This window comes from Protofrankia symbiont of Coriaria myrtifolia (assembly GCF_900634755.1).
GTDB lineage: Bacteria > Actinomycetota > Actinomycetes > Frankiales > Frankiaceae > Protofrankia > Protofrankia coriariae.
Window position 1 is genome coordinate 1 of sequence record NZ_CAAAFS010000329.1, and the last position, 20,932, is coordinate 20,932.

A 20,932-nucleotide genomic window follows, 5' to 3' on the forward strand; every position below is an offset into this window, starting at 1 on the left:
CACGAAAGTGGGAACCCTCCACTCGTCCAACTTGCCGAGGGCCGTCCCTGGATGCCCGCGATCAGCTAACTCAAGGTCAAAAACTACCTGACTAGTTACGATGAAGTCCGCATCGCTGTGGGGCCAGGGCCGAAGCCGCAGGCTCTTGCGCTCCTGCTGGCTGGCATGGAATGGGCGCTGTGGGCTGCTTGCCCGGTCCGTCTGGTTGAGCTGCGGCAGAAGATGCAGAATCCCGTGGCGGCCTTGGACAGCACGATTGTGGATGTCGACCAGGACGCGATTCTCAACCATGTCGCTGGTGACGCCGAGCTCGCCGAGGTCGCTGCTTCCGCGCTTGAGAATCTGGACATCAGTGCAGCGGCGGCACTCCTCGAGCGGGGATCGCGCCGGCTGCGTCCGCTCGCGGACCAGGTGCGAAGGCTTTCACTTGTTCCGGTGTATTGGGTGCAATCGGCTCGTGCCGACACGGGAAGTGGAACGTATCAGGCATGGCTGGATTCCATCGGAATTACTAATCACGATCACGCGCCGTTGCTTCTCCTGCGAGATCGGCTCCGGCTGGTGGAAACACTGGCGGACAGCGATGCCTGGGGGTGCGCCATGCGGGCAGCCGCTCTATGTGAAGGAACGCTGCGTGACGGGAGATTGGACAGGCGCGGTGAGTACGGGTGGTACACCTTGTGCGATCCGAAAAAACCGCAGCATATCCCTGCAGCTACCAGGCTCGCTGGCTACCGTAACGCTAGCCCGGCCTCGCATGGGAAGGAAAAGGCCGCGCGAACGGGCCGGGCTGTCGTTCCCCCGTCCGCGAAGGAGTTACGGGAGTGCCTGCGCGGCCTGCGCAGGGGGCTTGGCAGGCAGGTGACAGTCGACGGCGCGGGGCTGCCGGATACCTGGGACGACGCGCTCGTAGACGAGCTCAGCCGGCTGCGCGGCGAGCTTCGGGCGTTCACCGTGCCCGCCTGACCGTGGGCGGCGCCTGACCGCGGGACAGCGCTGGGTCAGGGGCGGTGCCAGGTCTGGGGGTCGGCGGTGAGCTGTTCGCCGCTGGCCATGTTCTTGACCTCGTGCGGCTTGCCGTCCTCGAACGGCGGGAACCAGACGAACGGGATGCCCTTGCGCGACGCGTAGCGGATCTGTTTCCCCAGTTTGTCGGCCTCGTGGTAGGTCTCGACGTTGTAGCCGCGGGCGCGCAGGTGTGCGGCCGCGGCCCTCGCCTCGGCCCGGCGGGCGTCGCTGGGGAGCACCACCAGGATGTCGCTGGGGCAGCTGGCGGCGGTTTCCAGGCGTCCCTCCGCCAGGAGCTTGGCGAAGATCCGGGTGAGCCCGATGGATATCCCGACGCCGGGCAGGTGACGGCGGATGAACGACCCGGCGAGGTCGGCGTAGCGGCCGCCCGAGCAGATGCTGCCGTAGTCCGGCCAGTCGACGAACTTTCCCTCGTAGACGGTGCCGGTGTAGTAGTCCAGGCCGCGGGCGATGGACAGGTCCGCCACGATGCTGCCGGCGGGCAGGTCGGAGAGCTCGTCGAGGACGAACGACAGTTCGTCCAGGCCCTCGTCCAGCAGGTCGGAGGTGACGCCGAGCCGGCGGATGTCGTCGGCCACCCCGGCGTCGCCGCCGCGGATGTGGGCGAGGTCCAGACAGGCCGTGATCTGCTCGGGGGTGAGCCCGAGCGTGCTGGCGAGCAGTTTCTCGACGCCGGCGGTGCCTATCTTGTCCAGCTTGTCCGCGACCCGGGTGACGCCGAGCGGGTCGTCGATGCCGAGCCCGGCGTAGAAGCCCTGCAGCACCTTCCGGTTGTTGATGTTGATCGACCAGGCGGGGACGCCGAGCCCGGTGAGGATCTCGTGGACGATCCGGGGGAGTTCGGCGTCGAAGTACAGCGGGACGCGGTCGACGTTGATGACGTCGATGTCACACTGGGTAAATTCGCGGTAGCGGCCTTCCTGCGGGCGCTCGCCGCGCCAGACCCGCTGCACCTGGTAGCGCTTGAACGGGAAGACTAGGTCGTTGAAGTGCTGCGCGACGTACCGGGCGAACGGCACGGTGAGGTCGAAGTGCAGGCCGAGCCGGGCGTCGCCGTCGTCACCGTCATCGGCCTGCAACCGGCGCAGGGTGTAGACCTCCTGTGAGGTCTCCCCCTTAGCGAGCAGCACGTCGAGGGCTTCGACGGACGGGGTTTCGACCGAACAGAAACCGTAGCGCTCGAAGGCCCGGCGGATCTCGTCGAGCCAGCGCAGCTCGACCAGTCGCACCTCGGGCAGCCACTCGGGGAATCCGCTGACCGGCGCGGGCCGGACGAGCTGCTCGTTGCTCATAGCGGAAACGTTCTCCTCTCGAGGACTACCTGACGTCGTGCACCGGATACGGTGGGGCACCGCATGTACGTCCCGGCCGGCTGGTCGGGATGCGTCTGAATCCAGCATGACCCGCCGGCCGTACCGTATCCCTTGCGCCACGACGTAGGGACGGACGTCGTGGCGCACCACGCGGCGCCGGCTGCGCGCTGGCCCGATGCCGGTTCCGCGTCGGCACGGTGTCGGTTCCGCTCTGGCGCTGTGCCGGTGGCCGCCGGGCTACGGCAGCTTGGGCAGGCCGAAGTGCTCGCGGATCTCGCTCTGGACGTCGACGGCCGGACGCCGGGCGTCGATGACCGCCACGTACTCCTTGCGCTGGAAGATCTCCATCACCGGCCTGGTCCTGGCGTGGTATTCACGCAGGCGGACCTCGAGCGCCTCGGGGTTGTCGTCCGAGCGGGTCAGCAGTTGGCCGCCGCAGACGTCGCAGGTGTCCGCCACCCGGGGGCGGCTGGCGATGAGGTTGTAGTCCAGCCCGCATCGGGAGCACAGGCGTCTGGCCAGCACCCGTCGGTAGACCTCCTCGTCCGGCAGGTCCAGGTAGATCACTCCGTCGATGTCGTAGCTTTCCAGGAAGAATTCGGCCTGCCGGGCGTTACGGGGGAAACCGTCGATGACGAAACCGTAGTTCCAGTCGTGACTGGCGAGCCTGTCCCGGACCACCGACTCGACCAGGTCGTCACCGACCAGATGGCCGCTGGCGACGATGCGTTTGACCTGGGCGCCCAGTTTGGTATGGCTCTGCACGTTCCAGCGAAAAATGTCACCCACGCTGATATGGACGAGATCAAGGTCGTCGGCGAGCATTTTCGCCTGCGTGCCCTTGCCGCTGCCCTGCACGCCCATGACGACGAACTTGCGCATACCCACCTCCGACTACCAGAAATCTCCGGTCCCCAAGGATTCCCCGTTACGTGCGATGTTCTCCCCACGGCCCGGCCGCGGGCCGGCGCGGTGCCGTCCCGTTGGTCCGCGGGTCGGCGCCGTGTCGTCGGTGCGGTCCGTCCCGCCCTGGCGCTGCTCGGCCCGCCCGGTGGCAGGCTGCGGCGCGGTGATGAGGCGGCCGGTTCGGACGCCGACCGGCGGACGCGCGCGGGAGCGTTCCAGCCGCGCCGGGAGCCGTGCCGCCCGCAGTCCTGGTTCGCTCGACAAAGCGCCGTTCCTGTTCCCTGCCGTTTGTTTCTGGCCGCTTTGTTCCCAGCCGCCGCCCGCCGGCCCCGCGCCGACCGGAACGAGGCCCGACCGTACCAGTGCCCGTCCGGGCCGGGAGGTACGCACCCGGGAAATCTTCGTACTCGCCGGTGAAACGGCGCAAAATGACCTTTTCGATGTTCCCGGTGCTGCGGGAACGGGCGAAAAACGGCGTTTTGGCAGATATTTGACGAATATTACTGGTATCGGCAGTACCAGTGGGCGGGCCATGCTGGTGGCCGTGGCCGTGGCCGTGGCCGTGCGTCCGGTCGCGTGGGCTGGCGCCAGGCGGGCCGCCGGCATGGCCGGCCGATTCGTGACAGGCGTCCGATAGCGGGCGAAGATGGCCGGGTGGACCCGGTGACGCTGTCGGTACTGGCGAGCGGGCTCGCCGGGATCGCCGAGGAGATGGGGACGCTGCTGGTCCGCAGCGCCTACTCGTCCAACATCAAGGAACGCCGCGACTGCTCGGCCGCTCTCTTCGACCGGGCCGGCCGGATGATCGCCCAGGCCGCGCACGTCCCCGTGCACCTCGGCGCCATGTACGAGTCGGTGCAGGCGGTGGCCGCGCGCGGCGCCCTGCCCGGCGAGGTGTGGGTGCTCAACGACCCGTTCGCCGGCGGGAACCACCTGCCCGACGTCACGCTCGTGTCACCGTTGGCGGCGGACGGCGAGATCATCGCTTTTGCCGCGACCCGGGCGCACCACTCGGACATGGGTGGCATGCGCCCCGGGTCGATGCCGGCCGACTCGCGGGAGATCTACGCGGAGGGGCTCATCATCCCGCCGGTGCGGCTGATCGCGGACGGTGAGTGGCGCACCGACATCCTCGAGCTGATCTGCGCGAACTCGCGCACCCCGCAGCTGCGCCGCGGCGACCTGCGGGCCCAGGCCGCGGCGAACCAGCTGGCCGGCACCAGGCTGGCCGAACTGATCGAACGCCGTGGCCTGGACGTCGTGCTGACGGCGTTCACCGAGGTGCTGGCCTACGGCGAGCGACGGTCCCGGGCGATGATCGCGGGGCTGCCGGACGGCCGGTACATCGCCGCCGGCGAGGTCGAGGGCGACGGCATGACCGACGACGACATCCCGATCCGGGTGGCGGTGACGATCGACGGCGACGCGCTGACGGTCGACTTCGCGGGCACCTCACCGGCGGTGCCCGGCAACGTGAACTGCCCGCGGGCGGTCACCCGGTCGGCCTGCTGTTTCGCGCTGCGGGTGCTGCTGCCCGAGGACGTTCCGGCGAACGACGGCACCTACGCCCCGCTGGAGGTACTGACGCAGCCCGGATCCCTGGTGGACGCGCGCCGGCCGTCCGCCGTGGTCGCCGGCAACGTCGAGACGTCCCAGCGGATCGCCGACACGGTGCTGGCGGCCCTGTCCCAGGCCGTCGCGGCCCGCACAGCCCACACAGCCCGCGGGGCTGGTGGGACTGGTGGGCCCGCGGCGGGCGACGGGGCCGGGCAGCGCGGGCCCGGCGACGGCCCGGTCCTGCCCGCGCAGGGACAGGGCACGATGAACAATCTGATCATCGGCGGGCGGGGGTGGACGTACTACGAGACGCTCGCCGGTGGCCAGGGCGCGTCCGCGCGCGGGCCGGGGCCGTCCGGTGTGCACGTGGGCATGACCAACACCCTGAACACCCCGATCGAAGCCCTGGAGCTGGAGTACCCGATGCGGGTCGAACGCTACGAGCTCGACGTGGCCACCTCCGGGGCTGGTCGGCATCCCGGTGGCGCGGGGCTGGTGCGCTCGATCCGGGTGCTTCAGGAGGCCACCCTGTCGTTGCTCACCGACCGCCGCCGGCAGCGCCCCGCGGGGCGCTGCCGGCGGCGGGCCGGGCGCGGTGGGGCGCAACGAGGTGGACGGTGTGCGGCTGCCTCCCAAGGCAGGTCTGGAACTGGCGGCCGGGTCGGTCGTCACGATCCGTACTCCCGGCGGCGGCGGCTGGGGCCAGTCCGACGGCTGAGGGCTGAGGGCTCCCGCCAGGGCCACGGCGGCTGCCGGGGACGTACGGATCGATGTACGGAGCTGGGCCGCATATCCGGTCAGATCGATATCGATCTTTGGTCGGGGCGATGTCGCGTATGCGGCATCGTTATGATCCATTTTTTGTTCGATGCTGTTATGATGTTGTTCCAATGTTATTTTTATAATCTTTTGTTGGTTGACTTGGTTATTTCTGGGGTGCAGCTGCACGGAACGTACTCATGGTCGAACCGAAGTCCGTTCATGGGCACGGTGAGTCACGGTTGGTTGGTCACGGTTGTGAGGCCACGGGGTTGCGCCCCGTGGCCATGGGGGAGGTCCGGTGGACACGGTGGTGCTGTCGTCGCTGGCGCGGTCGTTCGACGCCGCCCTGCTGTCGGCGGGTGCGCGGGCGGATGCCGCCGAACGGGCGTCCGCATTCGAGAATCTCGCTCTCCGCTACTGCGAGCCCGGCCGCTTTTACCACACGCTGCGTCACGTGAGTGAGACGTTGGCCGCGCTGCGGCTGCTCGTCACGGCCGATCGGGACCGCGGCCGGGAGCAGGACCGGGACTGGGCAGGCGGCCGGGAACGGGACGGCGGGTGGGCTCGGCCGGGCGGAGCGGACAACCCGACGTCCGCGCTGCCCGCCTGCAGACTCGCGGTCTTCTTCCACGACGCGGTCTACGACACGCGGACGAGTGACAACGAGGCCCGATCGGGCGAACTCGCGGCCGCCACATTGACCGCTCTGGGCTGTCCGCGGTCGGTGGCCGCCGGCGTCGACCGGCTGGTGCGGGCGACCGCGACCCACCTGTCCACGGGTCCGGACGAAGCCGTGGTCAACGACGCGGATCTGCGGGTGCTGGCCCGGCCGGCGCCCGCGTACGACGTCTACGCCCGCAGGGTGCGGCGGGAGTATGCCTGGGTCTCGCAGGAGCGCTGGGTCTCCGGCCGGGCCACCGTGCTGCGCACGCTGCTCGATCAGCGCGTCTACGCCACGCCCTGGGCGTCCCGGCACTGGGAACCGATGGCCCGGGCCAACCTGCGCCGGGAACTCGCCAGCCTGCGCCGCGAGCTGGCCAGCCTGCCCTGAACACGCACGACAGCGGTGACAGCGGTGACAGCGGTCCTGTAGGCGGAAACCGTCACGACAGCGACCGTTTCCACCTACGGCTACGGAAGCTGTAGGGAAGCTGCAGGTGGAAACCGCTGCGGCCGCGATGGAAACCACCGACCCCTCCGTCGAGCGGCTAGGGTTTCGCCCATGTCAGTGAAGAAGGCGGTGATTCCGGCCGCGGGCCTCGGCACCAGGTTCCTGCCGGCGACCAAGTCCCTACCCAAGGAGATGCTCCCGGTCGTCGACCGGCCAGCCATCGAGTATGTGGTGGAGGAGGCTTCCCGCGCCGGTCTGCGGGATGTGCTTCTTGTCACGAGCCGCACCAAGAAGGCGGTGGAGGACCATTTCGACCGGGAGGCCGAACTCGAGGCGGCCCTGGAACGCAAGGGTGACACGACCCGGCTGGGGCGCATCCGCGCGTCGGCCGAGCTCGCCGAGGTGCACTCGGTCCGCCAGCAGGCCCCGCGGGGGCTCGGCCATGCCGTGCTGTGCGCGGCCGGGCACGTCGGCGACGAGCCCTTCGCGGTCCTGCTCGGCGACGACCTGATCGACGAGCGTGATCCGCTGCTGGTGGAGATGCTCGCGGTGCGGGAGCGTTTCGGCGGCAGCGTCGTCGGTCTCATGGAGGTTCCAGAAGATCTTGTCTCGTTGTACGGGGTGGCGACGGTCGACCCGACGGCCGTCGGGCCGGCGGGGGAGCGCTACCAGACCGTCCGCATCCGGGACCTGGTGGAGAAGCCCCCGGTCGACGAGGCGCCCAGCAACCTCGCGATCATTGGCCGGTACGTCCTGTCACCAGCGGTCTTCGACGTGTTGCGGCAGACGCCGCCCGGCCGCGGGAACGAGATCCAGCTCACCGACGCCTTGCGGACGCTGGCCCACCTCGGCGACGATGCGGGCGAGCCCGTCCACGGAGTGGTCTTCACCGGACGCCGGTACGACACCGGTGACCGGGTGGACTATCTCAAGGCCGTGATCCGGCTCGCCTGCGAGCGGCCGGACATCGGCGGGGAGCTCTACCCGTGGCTGGAGGAGTACGTCTCCGCCGGCGGCCCCAAGGCGGACCCCGGTCCGTGAGAGCCCGGCCGGTGACAGGTGTGGTGGCCGGCGGGCCTGGCGGCGTGGAGGCGATGGGTGTGAGGCGATCGACGTGAAGTCGGTGGACGCGCACCTCGCCGACATCCTCGCCGCGGTCGGCCCGTTACCCCCACGGCCGTTGCCGCTGGGCTCCGCCCACGGCTGCGTGCTCGCCGCCGACCTGCACGCGACCACCGCCCTGCCCGGGTTCGACAACTCGGCCATGGACGGCTATGCCCTGCACGCCGCGGACGTCGCCGGCGCCGGCCCCGACCACCCGGTGACCCTGCCGGTCACCGGGGACATCCCGGCCGCGCCGGGCACCCCGGCGCCGGTGGCGCCCGGCACCGCCGTCCGGATCATGACGGGGGCGCCGTTGCCGCCCGGCGCCGACACCGTCGTCCAGATCGAGTGGACCGACGGCCGGATGGACCAGGTCACCGTGGCGCGCGCGCCCGTGCCCGGGCAGAACATCCGGCGCGCCGGGGAGGACGTGGCCGTCGGCGACCTGGTCCTGCCCGCCGGGCGGCTGCTCGGCGCGGCCCAGATCGGCCTGCTCGCGGCCCTGAACGTGGCGGCGCCCACCGTCCACCCGCGTCCCCGGGTGGCGGTCCTGTCGACCGGCAGCGAGCTGGTCGAGGTCGGTGGGACGCTCGGGCCCGGGCAGATCGTCGACTCCAACAGCCACGCGGTGGCGGCGGCGGCGCGGGAGGCGGGCGCGCGGGTCCGGCGGCTTGCCGGCGTGCCCGACTCCCCGGACGCGTTCGCCGCGCTGCTCGGCGACGTCCGCACCGACACCGACGCTGTGATCACTACCGGCGGGGTGAGTGTGGGCGCCTTTGACGTGGTCAAACAGGTCCTCGCCGCCGCGGGGACGGTCCGTTTCGAGCGGCTCGCCATGCGGCCCGGGATGCCGCAGGGATTCGGGGTGCTCGACGGTGTGCCCGTGTTCACCCTGCCCGGTAATCCGGTCAGCGCGCTGGTGTCGTTCGAGCTGTTCGTCAGGCCCGCGTTGCGGCGGATGCGCGGGCTCGCGTCCGTGCACCGTCCGACGCTGGTGGTCACGACGGCCCAGCCGGTGCGGGCCGCCGCGGGCCGCCGTTCGTACCTGCGGGTCCGGCTGGCCGATGGCGGCGAGGGCCGGCCGCCCGTGGCGCATCTCACCGGTGGCCAGGGCGCCCACCAGCTGTCGGCGCTGGCGGCCGCGGACGCGCTGTTGATCGTTCCGGCGGACGGCGGTGAGGTGCCGGCCGGGCGGGAGCTGACCGCGCTGCTGCTCGACGACGAGGTGACGGCTGCCGGCCGCCTCGGCGGGGCGCTGCCGGCCGACCGGCGGCGCGTGGAGGTGGGCGGGTGACCGAGCCGGACGGGCCGAAGCTGACCCACGTGGACGCCACCGGTGCCGCCCGGATGGTCGACGTCTCCGCCAAGGAGGTGACCGCGCGGACGGCGACGGCCCGCGGCTGCCTGCGGGTGACCCCCGCCGTCGTCGACCTGCTCCGCGGGGCCGGCGTGCCCAAGGGGGACGCGCTCGGGGTGGCCAGGGTGGCGGGCATCATGGGCGCCAAGCGCACGTCCGAGCTCATCCCGCTGTGCCATCCGATCGCGCTGTCGGGGGTCCGGGTCGACGTCGACGTCCACGACCATGGTGTTGAGATCACCGCGACCGTCCGGACGACGGACCGCACCGGTGTGGAGATGGAGGCGTTGACCGCGGTCGCGGTGGCCGGGCTCACGCTGCACGACATGGTCAAGGCGGTCGATCCGGCCGCGACGCTCACCGACGTCCAACTGCTGGTGAAGACCGGTGGGCGGTCGGATGACTGGCGGCGCCACCCGGCCACCGCCGCGCCGGACGCGGGAGCGCCACGGTGAGCCAGGCGGGGACGCCGGCCAAGCCGCCCGGAGAGCCGACAGCCCCGGGAACGCCGGCCGGGTCGTCCGGGGTGCCGGCCGGGGCCCGCGCCCGGGTGATCACCGTTTCGGACCGCGCGCACACCGGCGGGTACGCCGACCGCTCTGGGCCGCTGGCGGCCGGGGCGCTCGGCCGGATCGGGTTCGCCGTCGACGACGTGGTTGTCGTCCCGGACGAGTCCGACGCGATCGTGGCCGCGCTGACGGCGGCGGTGCGCGCCGGGGCCCATCTGGTCGTCACCACCGGCGGCACCGGGCTCGCACCCAGGGACGTCACACCGGAGGCGACCCGGCTGGTGATCGACCGTGAGGTTCCCGGGCTCGCCGAGGCGCTGCGCGCGGCCGGCCGGGAGACGGTCCCGACGGCGGTCCTCTCCCGCGGGATCGCCGGTGTGCGGGACGGGACGCTGGTGGTGAACCTGCCGGGCTCCACCGGTGGCGTCGCCGACGGGATGGCCGTGCTCGCCGGCGTGGTCGGGCATGCCGTCGCGCAGATCAGGGGCGGCGGGGAGCATCATCACGCCGGCTCCCGCGACGGCCGTCACGATCACGCGGACTCCCGTGACGGCCGTCGCGATCATGCCGATGACGCGGCGGACGCCGGCCGGAGCCCGCGGAAGAAGACGGGATGAGTGCGCCCGGGTGGCCGGTGAGTCTCACGGACGGGCCGGTGGGTGTGCGTCCCCTGCGGCTGCGCGAGGCCGCGACCTGGGTCGACATCCGGCTACGCAACGGCGACTGGCTCGCGCCGTGGGAGGCGACACCGAAGGCGCTGCCCGCCACCGATGACGCGTGGGCGCGGCGCCAGACCGTCGGGGTTTACCTCCAGATGGTGCGGCGGCTGCGGCAGCAGGCACGTCTTGGCCAGGCCCTGCCGTTCGCCGTGACGTTCGAGGGCCGGCTGGTAGGGCAGATCACCGTTTCCACGATCGTTCGTGGGGCGTTGAACAGCGGCCATGTCGGTTACTGGGTTGACCGTATGTATGCCGGCCGTGGGATAACCCCGACCGCATTGGCGCTGGTGGTGGATCACTCTTTCACGGTGGTGGCGCTGCACCGGGTGGAGGCGCACGTCCGGCCGGAGAACACCGCGAGCCGGCGGGTGGTGGAAAAGCTCGGGTTCCGCGAGGAGGGGTTCCACCGGCGCTATCTGGCGATCGGCGGGGCTTACCGGGACCACATCAGCTACGCCATCACCATGGAGGACGCTCCGGAAGGACTGCTGAACCGCTGGCACAGCGTCCGCACGCCAGATAGCTGAGATCAACAGCGCCTACCCGACATTAACTGAGAGTAGTCAAACATCTACTTTCAGATGTGACGTCGGCCATACGTAGGGATGGTTGTCATGGTTTGTCTGTCCGTTAAGATCCTTTTGTGCTGTGCGAGTCGCCGTTTCGTGATGTTGGTCGGCCCGGTGGGCTTTTCTCGACCTCAATTCAGTTACTAAGCGTGAACGTGATGTGGGCTGCGATGTCGCGACACGCGCTCTTCGGGTCGGTGACCGGACGGTATTCGCTCACTAGCGTTCCTCGAAGCGCCTGAGGATAGAGGCGTCGCGCCGCCGGGCGTCCCTGTCCTCTCCGGCGCGAACGCCCATGATCGGGCCGTCGGAGCCCCTCGTTTTCGGCGCGGTCGACATGCGGGGTCCGGGTCCGCCAACGTCATCTTCGATATCCGAGTCGGCAGGAAGGCCACCGTCCATGGTCAACTCGCCTGTACGGCAGTCCGCGCCGCCTGAGGCTCGTACGGACGCTTCGTGGTTCGCGGTCCGATGCCGTCTTCCGGACACGCGGTCATGAGCGCGCTGATCTGGCTCGCGATCGTCGCGGTCTGGGGTTTCGTGCTTATCCCGATGTGGGTGAGGCATCATGACAGCACGCTGGAACAGCGATCGGCGGAACGTTTCACTACGGCGATGCGCGTCCTGTCACGCCGAGGGGCGTCGCGGCTGGACAGGGAGTTCGCGATGCGGCCGGCTGCTTCTTCTGGTCCGGGTGACGATGATCCGGACGACGGTGAGCCGATTCGGATGGCCGAGCAGGCTCGGCCCCCCACGTCGGTTCGGCCCCCCATGTCGGCGCGGGTCACGCACGGGCCTGGTGGGAGTCCCGGCGGGCAGTGGCGTGGTGTTCCCGTGGCACGTCCGCCCGCTTCCCCGACCCGTCCGCATGCCGCCGCTGGCACGAACACCGACCGGCGGGCTCTGATCCGGCTGCGCAGGCGGCGGCTGTTCGTCCTGCTGGCCGTGATTCCGGTGACCGCGTTGCTCGCCGGGCTGCTGGGCGGCGTGTGGATCGCCATCCAGCTCCTGGCGGACGCGGCTGTTGTCGGCTATGTCGCGCACCTGCGCAGGACGGCCCAGGCCGAGCGGCGGCTGCGCGCCTCCCGCTTCGCGCTGGACCGGCGGATCGCCGCCGAGCGCGCCGTCCGGTACGGCTACCGGCTGCCCGGCCCGGGTGCCGCTGGCACCGGCCTTGGTGGTGACGCGGGCGGCAGCGCGGCCGGGCCCTGGGCGTCTGGTAGCGAACCGTTCCGGCTGTCCGACCCGGCCGCGGGTCCCCATGGCGCGCCCGCCGGCCGCGGCGTCTCCGAAGACGATCTTGCGGTGGCGAACGCGCAGACGGTGGATCTTTCGCGGGTCGCCGCTGCCGCCGCCCGGACCACGGCGGTCGGTGGCTTCCCACGAGGACAGGTCCTTGAGGGCACCGTCATCGACGGCACGGCTGTCGACAGGTCCACTGTCGACAGATCCGTGGTCGACGGTCCGGCCGCTGGTGGCACGGCCCACGGCCAGGCTGCGGACGATCCCGCCCGGCGCTGGACGGCCACCGCGCAAGTCGCCGCGGCTGATGCCGCCAGCGATCCGGAGTACGCACACGCCGGCCCCGACGACGTCGAGTTCGCCGTGGAGGCCGCCGGGAACGCCGATGCCGACGGCTCCGCGGATGCCGCTGAGGCGGATGGCGCCCAGGACCCCGGGCAGACGCCCGGGTCGGCGGCCGGCTGCCCGGCCGGCTGCCCGGACAGCCGGCCGTCCGAACACCTCCAGGCCGGGCCGGGTGCAGGTCAACCCACCGGGGACACATGGCGGGCTGACCGCTGGCCCGACAGCGACATCGGTACCCGGCTCGCAGCAGCCCGCGTCGGGCAGCGACGATCCGAGCGAGGCCGACGAACTGTTGCGCAGGCATGCGGTCGGGAGCTGACCGGCTGATCCTGTCCGGGTAACCGTTGAGATGGCCGTGAGGGCGCGGCCACTGATGGTTGCGCGATCGGCGGATACCCTCAAGCACCGGACACCCTCGTGCCGGGTATCCGGTGAGCAGTGGGCAGCCGGTGAACAGATGGAAGAGTCATGACCGATCGGGACCGTGGCAGGTCGTCGATGATCGTTGTCTTCGGCGGTGTGCAGATCGACAGCCGTGCCACCAACCCGCCGCGGTTTCGTGAGCGTGACGTTCCCGTCGTCGAACGTCGGACCGCTGACGCGCTTGACGCACTGCGTCCACGGCTGCTGGTCGGCGCGGCGGCGTCCGGAGCCGACCTGGTGGTGCTGGCGGCCGCGCGCTCGAAAGGGCTCCCCGTACGCGTGGTGCTGCCCTTCGACGTGCCCACGTTCAAGCAGACGTCGGTCGAGGACAGGGGACCGCAGTGGTGTCTCCGATACGACCAGCTGATCAGCTCGCTGAAACCGGACGAGCTGGAGATTCTCGACGAGGTCAGGGACGCCGGCGTCTACCACCGGACGAACACGCGCCTGTTTGAGCGCGCGGCGCGGTTGCGGCAGACCGCTGACGAGGAGATCGTCGCACTGGTGCTGCGCCCGGTCGTCTCACATCGGGCGTCGGTGACCGACGACCTCGTCGACAAGGCCAGGCACGCGGGTCTGCGGGTCGTAGCGGTGCCGACCCTTGGCTGAAGGCCCCCTACTGGGGTCTGTGCCACGGCCTGTGCGGCGGGCCGGCCGGCGTCCGGGGGTAAGGCCGCACGCGGCCGGGCTCGTACCCGCAGGCCACGGGCCCCGGTGGCCACGCGGCCGGCGGCCCGGTAGGTCGATGGAGCGTTGTCAACCGCGATCGAACTGACCTAGATCATATGGACTCGTGTTGGGGTGCGCTGTGCATAATGGCTCCGTGACCATGTGCGCGCCACAGTTTCCCGAGCTACCTGCCGGGGCTGCCACGTGCACGAACGCGGGATGCTGTTGTCCGCGCCCTCGCGTGCGCTGACGTCCGCTTTCTTCTCCTGACGTGCATGACCGCCCTTGCGTCACCGGTCATGCACGCGAGGGTCCATTAGTCGGAGAAGTCCAGTTCGTTTCGGGAAAACCTGTTCGTGCCGGTCGCAATTGCCCGATTCGATCGCTGTGGCTGTCCTCGCCCAATGTGCTTCAGCATACGACGCGGTTGCTGAAAGCCGGGCCTGTCGGCAGTACGGACGTCCCTCCGTTACTTGTTCCGCCGCCTGTCATCACCAACGTGAGCGCAAAGGGGCGTCACAGTGAGTAACGGCCACCGCGGTCAGCGGTACAGGACGACGCCGGGCGACCCTGGCCCCCGGGAGCCGACGTTCGAGGAGTGGACCTCGAGCCTGCGGGCTGCCGGGTTCCGGCTGTGCCCTCGCAGCTGCGCCGTACCGGTGGAACTACGAGGACTGCGTCCGGACGGGGTCGGGTTCCATCTACGGTGCCGTGGAGTGCGGGTGGAGCTGTTGTTGTTCTGCCCCGGCCGTGCGATGTGGCAACTGCCGTTCTGGGATCCACGGTGGGTCCCAGAAGAAGGCTTGTCGCTCTGGGTAAACTACCCGCTGGACGGCCCCTCATTCGGGCGCTGGCCTTTCGGACATTCGGCTCCACCCCTTCCGAACACGGATAATGGTACACATACCGGTGGCCCGACGGGCAACGGCCATATTCCCGACAGCGTTCGCATGGTGTTCGACCGTGAGGACGCACCGGATTTTCGGGTTATCCTCGACGGCGGCCGAGAATACGGCTGGCGCGGCCACGAGGCAGGGCTCCTGCGGCCCGCCGCCGCGGCAACGTTCTTCGCCCGGCTGATGTGCGAGGCCGACCCGGTCGCCGGCCCTACCCTGGCCCCGCTGGTACCCAGGGCGCGGAAGGCTGAGGCATCCCCGACACCGGCCGCGGCGGGGCAGGAACTGCTCAGCGGGGGCCGTCCACCACATCCGTCCGGTCTGCTGTAAGCTGCAAGAACTCCAGGGGGTGTAGCTCAGCCTGGTAGAGCGCCTCCCTCGCACGGAGGAGGCCAGGGGTTCGAGTCCCCTCACCTCCACAGGCTAACTCTTCGTGCTCGCCGAGCTATGTTCGGCTTCGCCGGGGTCGCGATGTCTGTCCAGGGGGGCGACCTCCTGGAACCCCCGGTGCCGGGCTTCGCCCGGCCGGGTGGGGTGGCCGTTGCGGGTGGTTAGCCGCGTTTTCGCAGGTAGCGGGCTAGATCGGGGTTCAGGTTTCATCCCTCAGCTCTACCTGTATCGGCAGGTCAAGGCTCTGATCAGATTGCTCTGGTCAGAGCCTTTGATCATTTGTCCGTCGCTCGTCCGTGGAGCCGAACGTCAGGTAGCGATATCTTCTAGGGCCAGCTGGTTGCGATCCCCATCACTGGGCGCGCTATTGAGACGATACCGAGACACCCGCGCACCACATGCCATGCGGTGTAGTTCTACTATCATTGCGAACATGTTGTTTCGAGTGGACACGGCCTCATCCGTGTCGCTGGCCGATCAGATCGCGGTGCAGGTGCGGGCGGCTGTCGTCTCTGGCGACCTCGCGCCGGGTGAGCGCCTCCCCGCCGCGCGAGACCTCGCTCGGGCATTAAAGGTCAATATGCACACCGTCCTGCGCGCCTACGCACGGCTACGGGATGAGGGCGTGATCGAGATGCGCCAGGGACGGGGTGCGTGGGTGCGCCCGGAAGCGAACGCGGCGATGGTCAGGGTGATCGAGCTTGCCGCACAGCTCGCGGCCGAGGCGAGGAAGCTCGGCCTCTCCCTTCAGGACATCTCCCGTCTGCTGGAGCAGGCGTGAGCGACACGCGGCGGCAGACGCGGTGGGCGATCGCCGTGGTGAGCCTGTTCCTGCCGGCAGCCACGATTGGTGCGTCCTGGCTGATCTGGCGCGGCCAGCTGCCCGAGCGGATCGCTTCGCACTAGGTCCGACCTGGGCGCCGCCGATGACAGCCTCCCGACGACCGGCGTGCTCATCTTCACGTTCACGCTGTCTCTGACGGCGGCGCTCGTTGGGGCCGTGACGACCGTGCTTCCTCGCCTCCCCGACCGCACGAAGAGGGCCATCCTGTTCTGGGTCGGGATGCCCGCGGGACTGACCGCGACGATCTGGCTCATTTCGGCCTGGCTCACCCTGCGGGCCGGTTCTGCCGACCGGGCCGCGCTCGGCGGATGGGTGTCGGCCCCTCCTCTGCGCACTGTACGGAGGGGGTCCGTATGCGATCGCGCCCCGGACACCTGCGCCCGCGGCAAGCACGACATCGATGCTGCCGTTGAGAGAAAACCGAGTTCGTATTCACAGTTCGTATCAGGGTCGCGCAGGATTGCGGGCTGGTTTTGCTCGCTCCCCTCCGGGAGTTTCGCTACCTCCGACGATGCCAGGCGCGGGGGTGCAGCAGGCGTAGGCCGTTGAGGCCGACCAGAATGGTGGAGCCTTCGTGGCCGGCCACACCCAGCGGCAGGGACAGGTGCCCGAACAGGTCCCAGGCGACCAGCGTGGCGATGAACACCGCCGCCATGGCCAGGTTGACGCTGACGAGGCGGCGGGCCCTGCGGGCCAGAGCGATCATGTTCGTCAGGGCGGTCAGGTCGTCGTGGACGAGGACGATGTCAGCCGCCTGCAACGCCAGATCGGAGCCGTGGCGGCCCATGGCCACGCCGACGTCGGCGGCGGCCAGGGCGGGGGCGTCGTTGACCCCGTCGCCGACCAGCAGGACGCATCGACCATCCCGCTGCAACGCGCGGACCAGGGCGACCTTGTCGGTTGGCAGCAGCCCGGCATGCGGATCGCGGATGCCGACCTCGGCGGCGAGGCGGCCGGCGGCGCCGGCGTTGTCGCCGGTGAGCAGGAGCGGTGTGCTGCCGGTGAGCGCGGCCAGGGCGCGCACGGTGTCGGCGGCGTGTGGACGCACCCGGTCGGCCACGGTGAGCACCCCGGCGGGGACGCCGTCGACGGTGAGCACCACCGTGGTGTGCCCGGCGGCCTGGGCGGCCTCGACGGCGGCGCGCACCTGCGCGCGGGCGGCGACAGCACCGGATGGCGGTAACGGCGCGCCGTCCAGCAAGCCAGGGCTACCCACGTGGACCCGGTGCCCGTCGACGGTGGCGCTGACGCCGCGTCCGGGCACGGACGCGAAATCCTCGGCGGCGGGAATCGTCAGTCCGCGTCCGCGGGCGGCGCCCAGCACCGCCGCGGCGACGGGGTGTTCGCTGTGACGTTCGGCGCCGGCGGCCAGCCGTAGCAGGTCGTCGTCGGCAAGGCCCGCCGCCGGCGCGGCGTGGATGCCGGCGAGGCGGGGTGTGCCCTCGGTCAGGGTTCCGGTCTTGTCGAAGGCCACCACCGTCGTGCCGGCCAGTTGCTCCATGACGACGGCCGACCTGACCAGCACGCCGTGCCGGCCGGCGTTGGCGATCGCGGACAGCAGCGGCGGCATCGTCGCCAGCACGACCGCGCACGGCGAAGCGACGATCATGAAGGTCATGGCTCGGAGCAGGGCCGGTTCCGGTGCCCCGCCGAACAGCAGCGGGACCACGAACAGGGCCACGGTCGCCACGACCACCCCGACGGAGTAGTGCCGCTCGACCTTTTCGATGAGCAGCTGGGTTCTCGCCCTGGTCGCCGACGCCTCCTCGACCAGGGCGGCGATGCGGGCGATCATCGACTCGTCCGGGCGGCGGTGGATCCGCGCGGTGAACGACCCGGTGCGGTTGAGGGTGCCGGCGAACACCTCGTCGCCCGGCAGCCTGGGCACCGCCACCAGCTCGCCGGTGATCGTGGCCTGGTCGACCTCGCTCGCTCCCGCCACCAGCACCGCGTCCGCGCCGATGCGCTCGCCGGGACGCACGCTCATCATGTCGCCGACGTTCAGGTCGGCCGCGTCGACGACCTCCTCGGTGCCGTCGGGACGGACGCGGGTGGCCCGTTCGGGAGCCAGGTCGAGCAGGGCGTGCACGGAGTCGGCGGTCCGGGCGGTCGCGACGGCCTCCAGCGCTCCCGAGGAGGCGAAGATGACGATCAGCAGGGCGCTGTCGAAGACCTGACCGATGCTGGCGGCGCCGAGCGCGGCGACGACCATCAGCAGGTCCACGTCCAGGACGCGGCCACGCAGCGCGGACAGCCCGGCCCGCGCCGGCTCCCAGCCGCCGGCGGCACAGCAGACCAGATACAGCCCCCACCACACCGGCCAGGGCGCTCCCGCCAGGTGCGCGGACCCGCCCAGCAGGAACAGCACGACGGCCAGCGCCGCCCAGCGCACCTGAGCCAGCGCGCACACGGTGGCGGCCCGTCGGTGGGGCGGGTGCTGGCGCTGGCGCGCGGGCTGCCCTGCCACTGTCGCGGCAGAGCCGGTCAGGAGCGTCACAGCTATCAACATACATGCGAAGGTATGAAGATAGTCAATTAGAAAGCTATCTGCACAGACATGCAGACGTACAGACGTGCAGCGATGCTCGGACTAAGGTGAAAGGGTGCACGGGTCGCTGCCGGATTTCCAGATGCCCAACGACGAGCAGGTCCACCTCGCCGCCGAAGCCTTCCGGCTGCTCGCCGACCCCACCCGCATAAAGATTCTCTGGGCGCTGCTGCACGGCGAGTCGTCGGTGGCCTGCCTGGCCGAACTGGTCGGCGCCGCCCCCACGGCGGTCAGCCAGCACCTGGCCAAGCTGCGCCTGGCCGGTCTGGTCCGCGGCCGCCGCGAGGGCACGTTCGTGTACTACTCCGCGGCCGACGTGCACGTGCAGGCTCTGCTCACCGAAGGGCTGTTCCACGCCGACCACGCCGACCGGGACCTGCCCGACCATCCCCGCGGGGACACCACCACCCACATCGGCGTCCCCGCAACCGCAACCGGCTGACGACCGTGCGGGCAGGAACGCCAGGCCGACGACGATCCCGTCGCGGGCCGTCGCCCGACGAGGCGATGGCCATCGCATGCGGGGCCTCGGAAACCAACTGGGGAACGGACGACGCAGACGGCGCAGGGCGCCTGGCTATCCGCGGTGCTACCGGTTCTCACCGGGATCGCGGCTGATCTGGGCCTCGGAGTGGTGGGCGGCGAACCATCTGATCCAGCGTCGTTGGCCGGGGGTTTCGACCGCTCGCGGCCGGTAGTGCCGCCGGGTCCAGTCAACGGCGTCGGCGGCGGGGTGGCCGGCGAGGATGGCCATGCAGGCAAGGACGGTTCCGGTGCGGCCGGTGCCGCCGCCACAGGCGACCTCGACCCGCTGCCCGCGGCGGGCGAGCAGGTAGGCGTGGCAGATCGTGGCGGCGGCCGTCCCGCCGTCCCGGGGGGTGCGGAAGTCGGGCCAGTCGATCCAGTCCGCGGGCCAGGCGGGATGCCACCGGTTCCCGTGGGGCCGCGGGAACCGGTGGCGCGACGCGAGGTAGAGGCCATAGTCGGGCAGCGGCCCGGGCGGTAGAGGTTCGCGCCGGCCACGTCCGCGCACCATGGTCCCGTCGGGCAGCGTGATCGCACCGGTGAGTTGGCCGCTCATCGACGCATCATGCCTGTTGCTCACAATGCCTGTCGTGGCCTGTCGTGGCCTGTCGTGGCCTGTCGTGGCCTGTCGTGGCCTGTCGTGGCCTGTCGTGGCCTGTCGTGGCCTGTCGTGGCCTGTCGTGGCCCTGCCATACACATCGTGATGATGGTGGGCCGGTGGTTGACAGGGGCGATATGGCCTGCCCGGGATGCCGGCATGGCCGCGGCAACACGACAATGGCAGGGGCGACGCGGTATGGAGCGAGGCCGGGTGACATAGCCGCGGCGCCCCGTGGGGCAGCCGAAGAGAAGATATGTGGAACGGATTTGATTCTCGTATCCGCCCGGTCGTTGGCCGTGCGGATCGGGATTGTCCGGGCAGCGTTTGCGCACCGGCCTGGCAGGCTGTCAAGACAATGACAGAATTCCGTCACCGGCGGGATGCCCCGACTCGGCGGACTACGCTCCGACATGGCGGACCTCCTCGACATCCGGGTTTCTTCCCAGCGCATGATCCCGGATGCGGCGGCCGGGCCAGGGGAACTGTCCGCCGGCGTGTGTTCCGGAAGGAGACGTCCGCATGGCGACCCTGCAGGATCTTGTCGCCGCCTGCCGGCGCGAGGAAGTCACCTATCAGCCCAGCGGGCGCGACAACTTCACCAAGTACGGCCGTGAATTCGGCGCGGACGGCCAGCCCTGGTGCGTCATGTTCTGCTACGTGGTGGCCGGCTATGCCGGCGTGACCCTGCCGTACAAGACCGCCGGGGTCGTCGACCTGGCCAGCTGGGCGTCCAAAAACAGGAGAAAACGGGCGCCGGACGCGATTCAGCCGGGCATGATGGTGGCCTTCGACTGGACGCTGACGCGGACCGGGGTAGCCCCCGTGGAGACGCACATCGGCTGGTGCGTCGAACGGTTCGGCCGGACGATAACGACGGTCGAGGGGAACGTCGGCAACCGGGACGAGGTTGTCAGCAGGACGTACGGCGTGAACGACAGGGCGGTCTGGCTGGGGGTAGACTTCACCGACCTGTTTCCGGCCGGAAACAGGTTCCTGCGTTACCCGAATCTGGCCAGAGGCGCGAAGGATCATTCGTCCACCGGCATTTTCCCGGATCCCGGAAGTCCCGTCCAGACCCTGCAGAACGCGTTGAACATCGTGACCGGCCGGGAAGGAAACAATCCCGACCGGCTGTCTCCGGACGGGGATTTTGGCCCGCTGACGGAGCGGGCCGTCCGCGATTTTCAGGATTTCTTCAAGGTGCCCGAGATCGGTGGGACCGTCGGCGCGAACACCTGGGAGGTCCTGGATTACGTTCTCGACCTCAAAGGACGGTGACCGTGAACCGTCCGGTCGCGAAAAAATATCTTCGGCGGGTGCCGCCGGAACCGATGGAGTGAGCTTTGCGCCGGGACGGCCGGGGCGCCCGGGAGGGGCGGCGGGTTCGGCGCCGTTCGGTGGTCACCGGCCTGGTCGGCCCCTTCGGGGACGGGCGTGATGGCTGAACGGAGGCGACGGGAGCACGCCACGCCGCGCCACGGCCGCGTCGACTGATGGCCGACTATTGGCGGCT

At 70.2% G+C, this 20,932-nt stretch carries 18 protein-coding genes, 1 tRNA gene and 1 pseudogene; 16 read left to right on the top strand and 4 right to left on the bottom strand.

Going from position 1 to position 20,932, the window contains the following annotated elements:
* Positions 1-165 precede the first annotated feature (165 nt).
* Positions 166-966 carry a hypothetical protein gene (locus CM1CMNOD_RS19285; RefSeq protein ID WP_013875268.1) on the top strand — a complete coding sequence of 267 codons (801 nt, stop codon included), beginning with the start codon at positions 166-168 and terminating at the stop codon, positions 964-966.
* Between the two features lie 35 nt (positions 967-1,001).
* On the opposite strand, the gene hisS is transcribed toward CM1CMNOD_RS19285, so the two are convergent.
* Together hisS and CM1CMNOD_RS19295 are read right to left on the bottom strand one after the other, a co-directional pair.
* Positions 1,002-2,321 carry a histidine--tRNA ligase gene (hisS, locus tag CM1CMNOD_RS19290; protein WP_013875269.1) on the bottom strand — a complete coding sequence of 440 codons (1,320 nt, stop codon included), beginning with the start codon at positions 2,319-2,321 and terminating at the stop codon, positions 1,002-1,004.
* A 258-nt stretch (positions 2,322-2,579) separates the two neighbouring features.
* The gene (locus tag CM1CMNOD_RS19295) at positions 2,580-3,224 is read right to left on the bottom strand and encodes an adenylate kinase family protein (protein WP_013875270.1); all 645 of its coding nucleotides are present in this window, start codon (positions 3,222-3,224) and stop codon (positions 2,580-2,582) included.
* Positions 3,225-3,902: 678 nt separating this feature from the next.
* On the opposite strand from CM1CMNOD_RS19295, the pseudogene CM1CMNOD_RS19300 reads away from it, so the two are divergent.
* The 13 genes and pseudogenes from CM1CMNOD_RS19300 to CM1CMNOD_RS23755 all read left to right on the top strand — a co-directional run bounded on the left by CM1CMNOD_RS19300 (position 3,903) and on the right by CM1CMNOD_RS23755 (position 15,807).
* A pseudogene (locus tag CM1CMNOD_RS19300) lies at positions 3,903-5,523 on the top strand (hydantoinase B/oxoprolinase family protein).
* Positions 5,524-6,021: 498 nt separating this feature from the next.
* Complete coding sequence (locus CM1CMNOD_RS19305; protein ID WP_013875272.1) at positions 6,022-6,618, top strand: HD domain-containing protein; 597 nt, start codon at positions 6,022-6,024, stop codon at positions 6,616-6,618.
* 171 nt (positions 6,619-6,789) lie between these two features.
* A complete protein-coding gene (gene galU, locus CM1CMNOD_RS19310) occupies positions 6,790-7,719 on the top strand; it encodes a UTP--glucose-1-phosphate uridylyltransferase GalU (protein WP_013875273.1) in 930 nt (309 codons plus the stop codon).
* 73 nt (positions 7,720-7,792) lie between these two features.
* A complete protein-coding gene (gene glp, locus CM1CMNOD_RS19315) occupies positions 7,793-9,076 on the top strand; it encodes a molybdotransferase-like divisome protein Glp (protein ID WP_013875274.1) in 1,284 nt (427 codons plus the stop codon).
* 53 nt (positions 9,077-9,129) lie between these two features.
* Positions 9,130-9,594: a cyclic pyranopterin monophosphate synthase MoaC gene (gene moaC / locus CM1CMNOD_RS19320; RefSeq protein ID WP_050803835.1), complete on the top strand. Its 465-nt coding sequence runs from the start codon at positions 9,130-9,132 to the stop codon at positions 9,592-9,594.
* Positions 9,591-10,265, top strand: a complete 675-nt coding sequence (locus CM1CMNOD_RS19325; protein ID WP_013875276.1) for a MogA/MoaB family molybdenum cofactor biosynthesis protein — start codon at positions 9,591-9,593, stop codon at positions 10,263-10,265. The genes moaC and CM1CMNOD_RS19325 overlap by 4 nt, the downstream gene beginning before the upstream one ends.
* Positions 10,262-10,894 (top strand): GNAT family N-acetyltransferase, encoded by a 633-nt coding sequence (locus tag CM1CMNOD_RS19330; RefSeq protein ID WP_013875277.1) that lies wholly within the window; start codon positions 10,262-10,264, stop codon positions 10,892-10,894. The genes CM1CMNOD_RS19325 and CM1CMNOD_RS19330 overlap by 4 nt, the downstream gene beginning before the upstream one ends.
* Before the next feature lie 537 nt (positions 10,895-11,431).
* Positions 11,432-12,850, top strand: coding sequence for a hypothetical protein (locus CM1CMNOD_RS19335; RefSeq protein ID WP_013875279.1), 1,419 nt, complete (start codon positions 11,432-11,434; stop codon positions 12,848-12,850).
* 141 nt (positions 12,851-12,991) lie between these two features.
* On the top strand, positions 12,992-13,555 hold the full coding sequence (locus tag CM1CMNOD_RS19340) for a hypothetical protein (protein ID WP_043604121.1): 564 nt from the start codon (positions 12,992-12,994) through the stop codon (positions 13,553-13,555).
* Positions 13,556-14,568: 1,013 nt separating this feature from the next.
* Positions 14,569-14,841 (top strand): hypothetical protein, encoded by a 273-nt coding sequence (locus CM1CMNOD_RS23375; RefSeq protein ID WP_241247656.1) that lies wholly within the window; start codon positions 14,569-14,571, stop codon positions 14,839-14,841.
* A gap of 15 nt (positions 14,842-14,856) precedes the next feature.
* Positions 14,857-14,930: transfer RNA gene (locus CM1CMNOD_RS19350), tRNA-Ala, on the top strand.
* Positions 14,931-15,334: 404 nt separating this feature from the next.
* Positions 15,335-15,682 (top strand): GntR family transcriptional regulator, encoded by a 348-nt coding sequence (locus tag CM1CMNOD_RS19355; RefSeq protein WP_013875282.1) that lies wholly within the window; start codon positions 15,335-15,337, stop codon positions 15,680-15,682.
* On the top strand, positions 15,679-15,807 hold the full coding sequence (locus tag CM1CMNOD_RS23755; RefSeq protein ID WP_013875283.1) for a hypothetical protein: 129 nt from the start codon (positions 15,679-15,681) through the stop codon (positions 15,805-15,807). Before CM1CMNOD_RS19355 ends, CM1CMNOD_RS23755 begins: the two co-directional genes overlap by 4 nt.
* 437 nt (positions 15,808-16,244) lie before the next feature.
* Here CM1CMNOD_RS23755 and CM1CMNOD_RS19360 read toward each other — a convergent pair whose 3' ends face one another.
* Positions 16,245-18,254, bottom strand: coding sequence for a heavy metal translocating P-type ATPase (locus tag CM1CMNOD_RS19360; RefSeq protein ID WP_013875284.1), 2,010 nt, complete (start codon positions 18,252-18,254; stop codon positions 16,245-16,247).
* A gap of 94 nt (positions 18,255-18,348) precedes the next feature.
* On the opposite strand from CM1CMNOD_RS19360, the gene CM1CMNOD_RS19365 reads away from it, so the two are divergent.
* Positions 18,349-18,735: an ArsR/SmtB family transcription factor gene (locus tag CM1CMNOD_RS19365; RefSeq protein WP_013875285.1), complete on the top strand. Its 387-nt coding sequence runs from the start codon at positions 18,349-18,351 to the stop codon at positions 18,733-18,735.
* A gap of 147 nt (positions 18,736-18,882) precedes the next feature.
* Here CM1CMNOD_RS19365 and CM1CMNOD_RS19370 read toward each other — a convergent pair whose 3' ends face one another.
* Positions 18,883-19,374: a protein-tyrosine phosphatase family protein gene (locus CM1CMNOD_RS19370; protein WP_013875286.1), complete on the bottom strand. Its 492-nt coding sequence runs from the start codon at positions 19,372-19,374 to the stop codon at positions 18,883-18,885.
* A gap of 564 nt (positions 19,375-19,938) precedes the next feature.
* Between CM1CMNOD_RS19370 and CM1CMNOD_RS19375 the strand changes: the two genes are divergently transcribed.
* Positions 19,939-20,697, top strand: a complete 759-nt coding sequence (locus tag CM1CMNOD_RS19375; protein ID WP_013875287.1) for a peptidoglycan-binding protein — start codon at positions 19,939-19,941, stop codon at positions 20,695-20,697.
* Positions 20,698-20,932 lie beyond the last annotated feature (235 nt).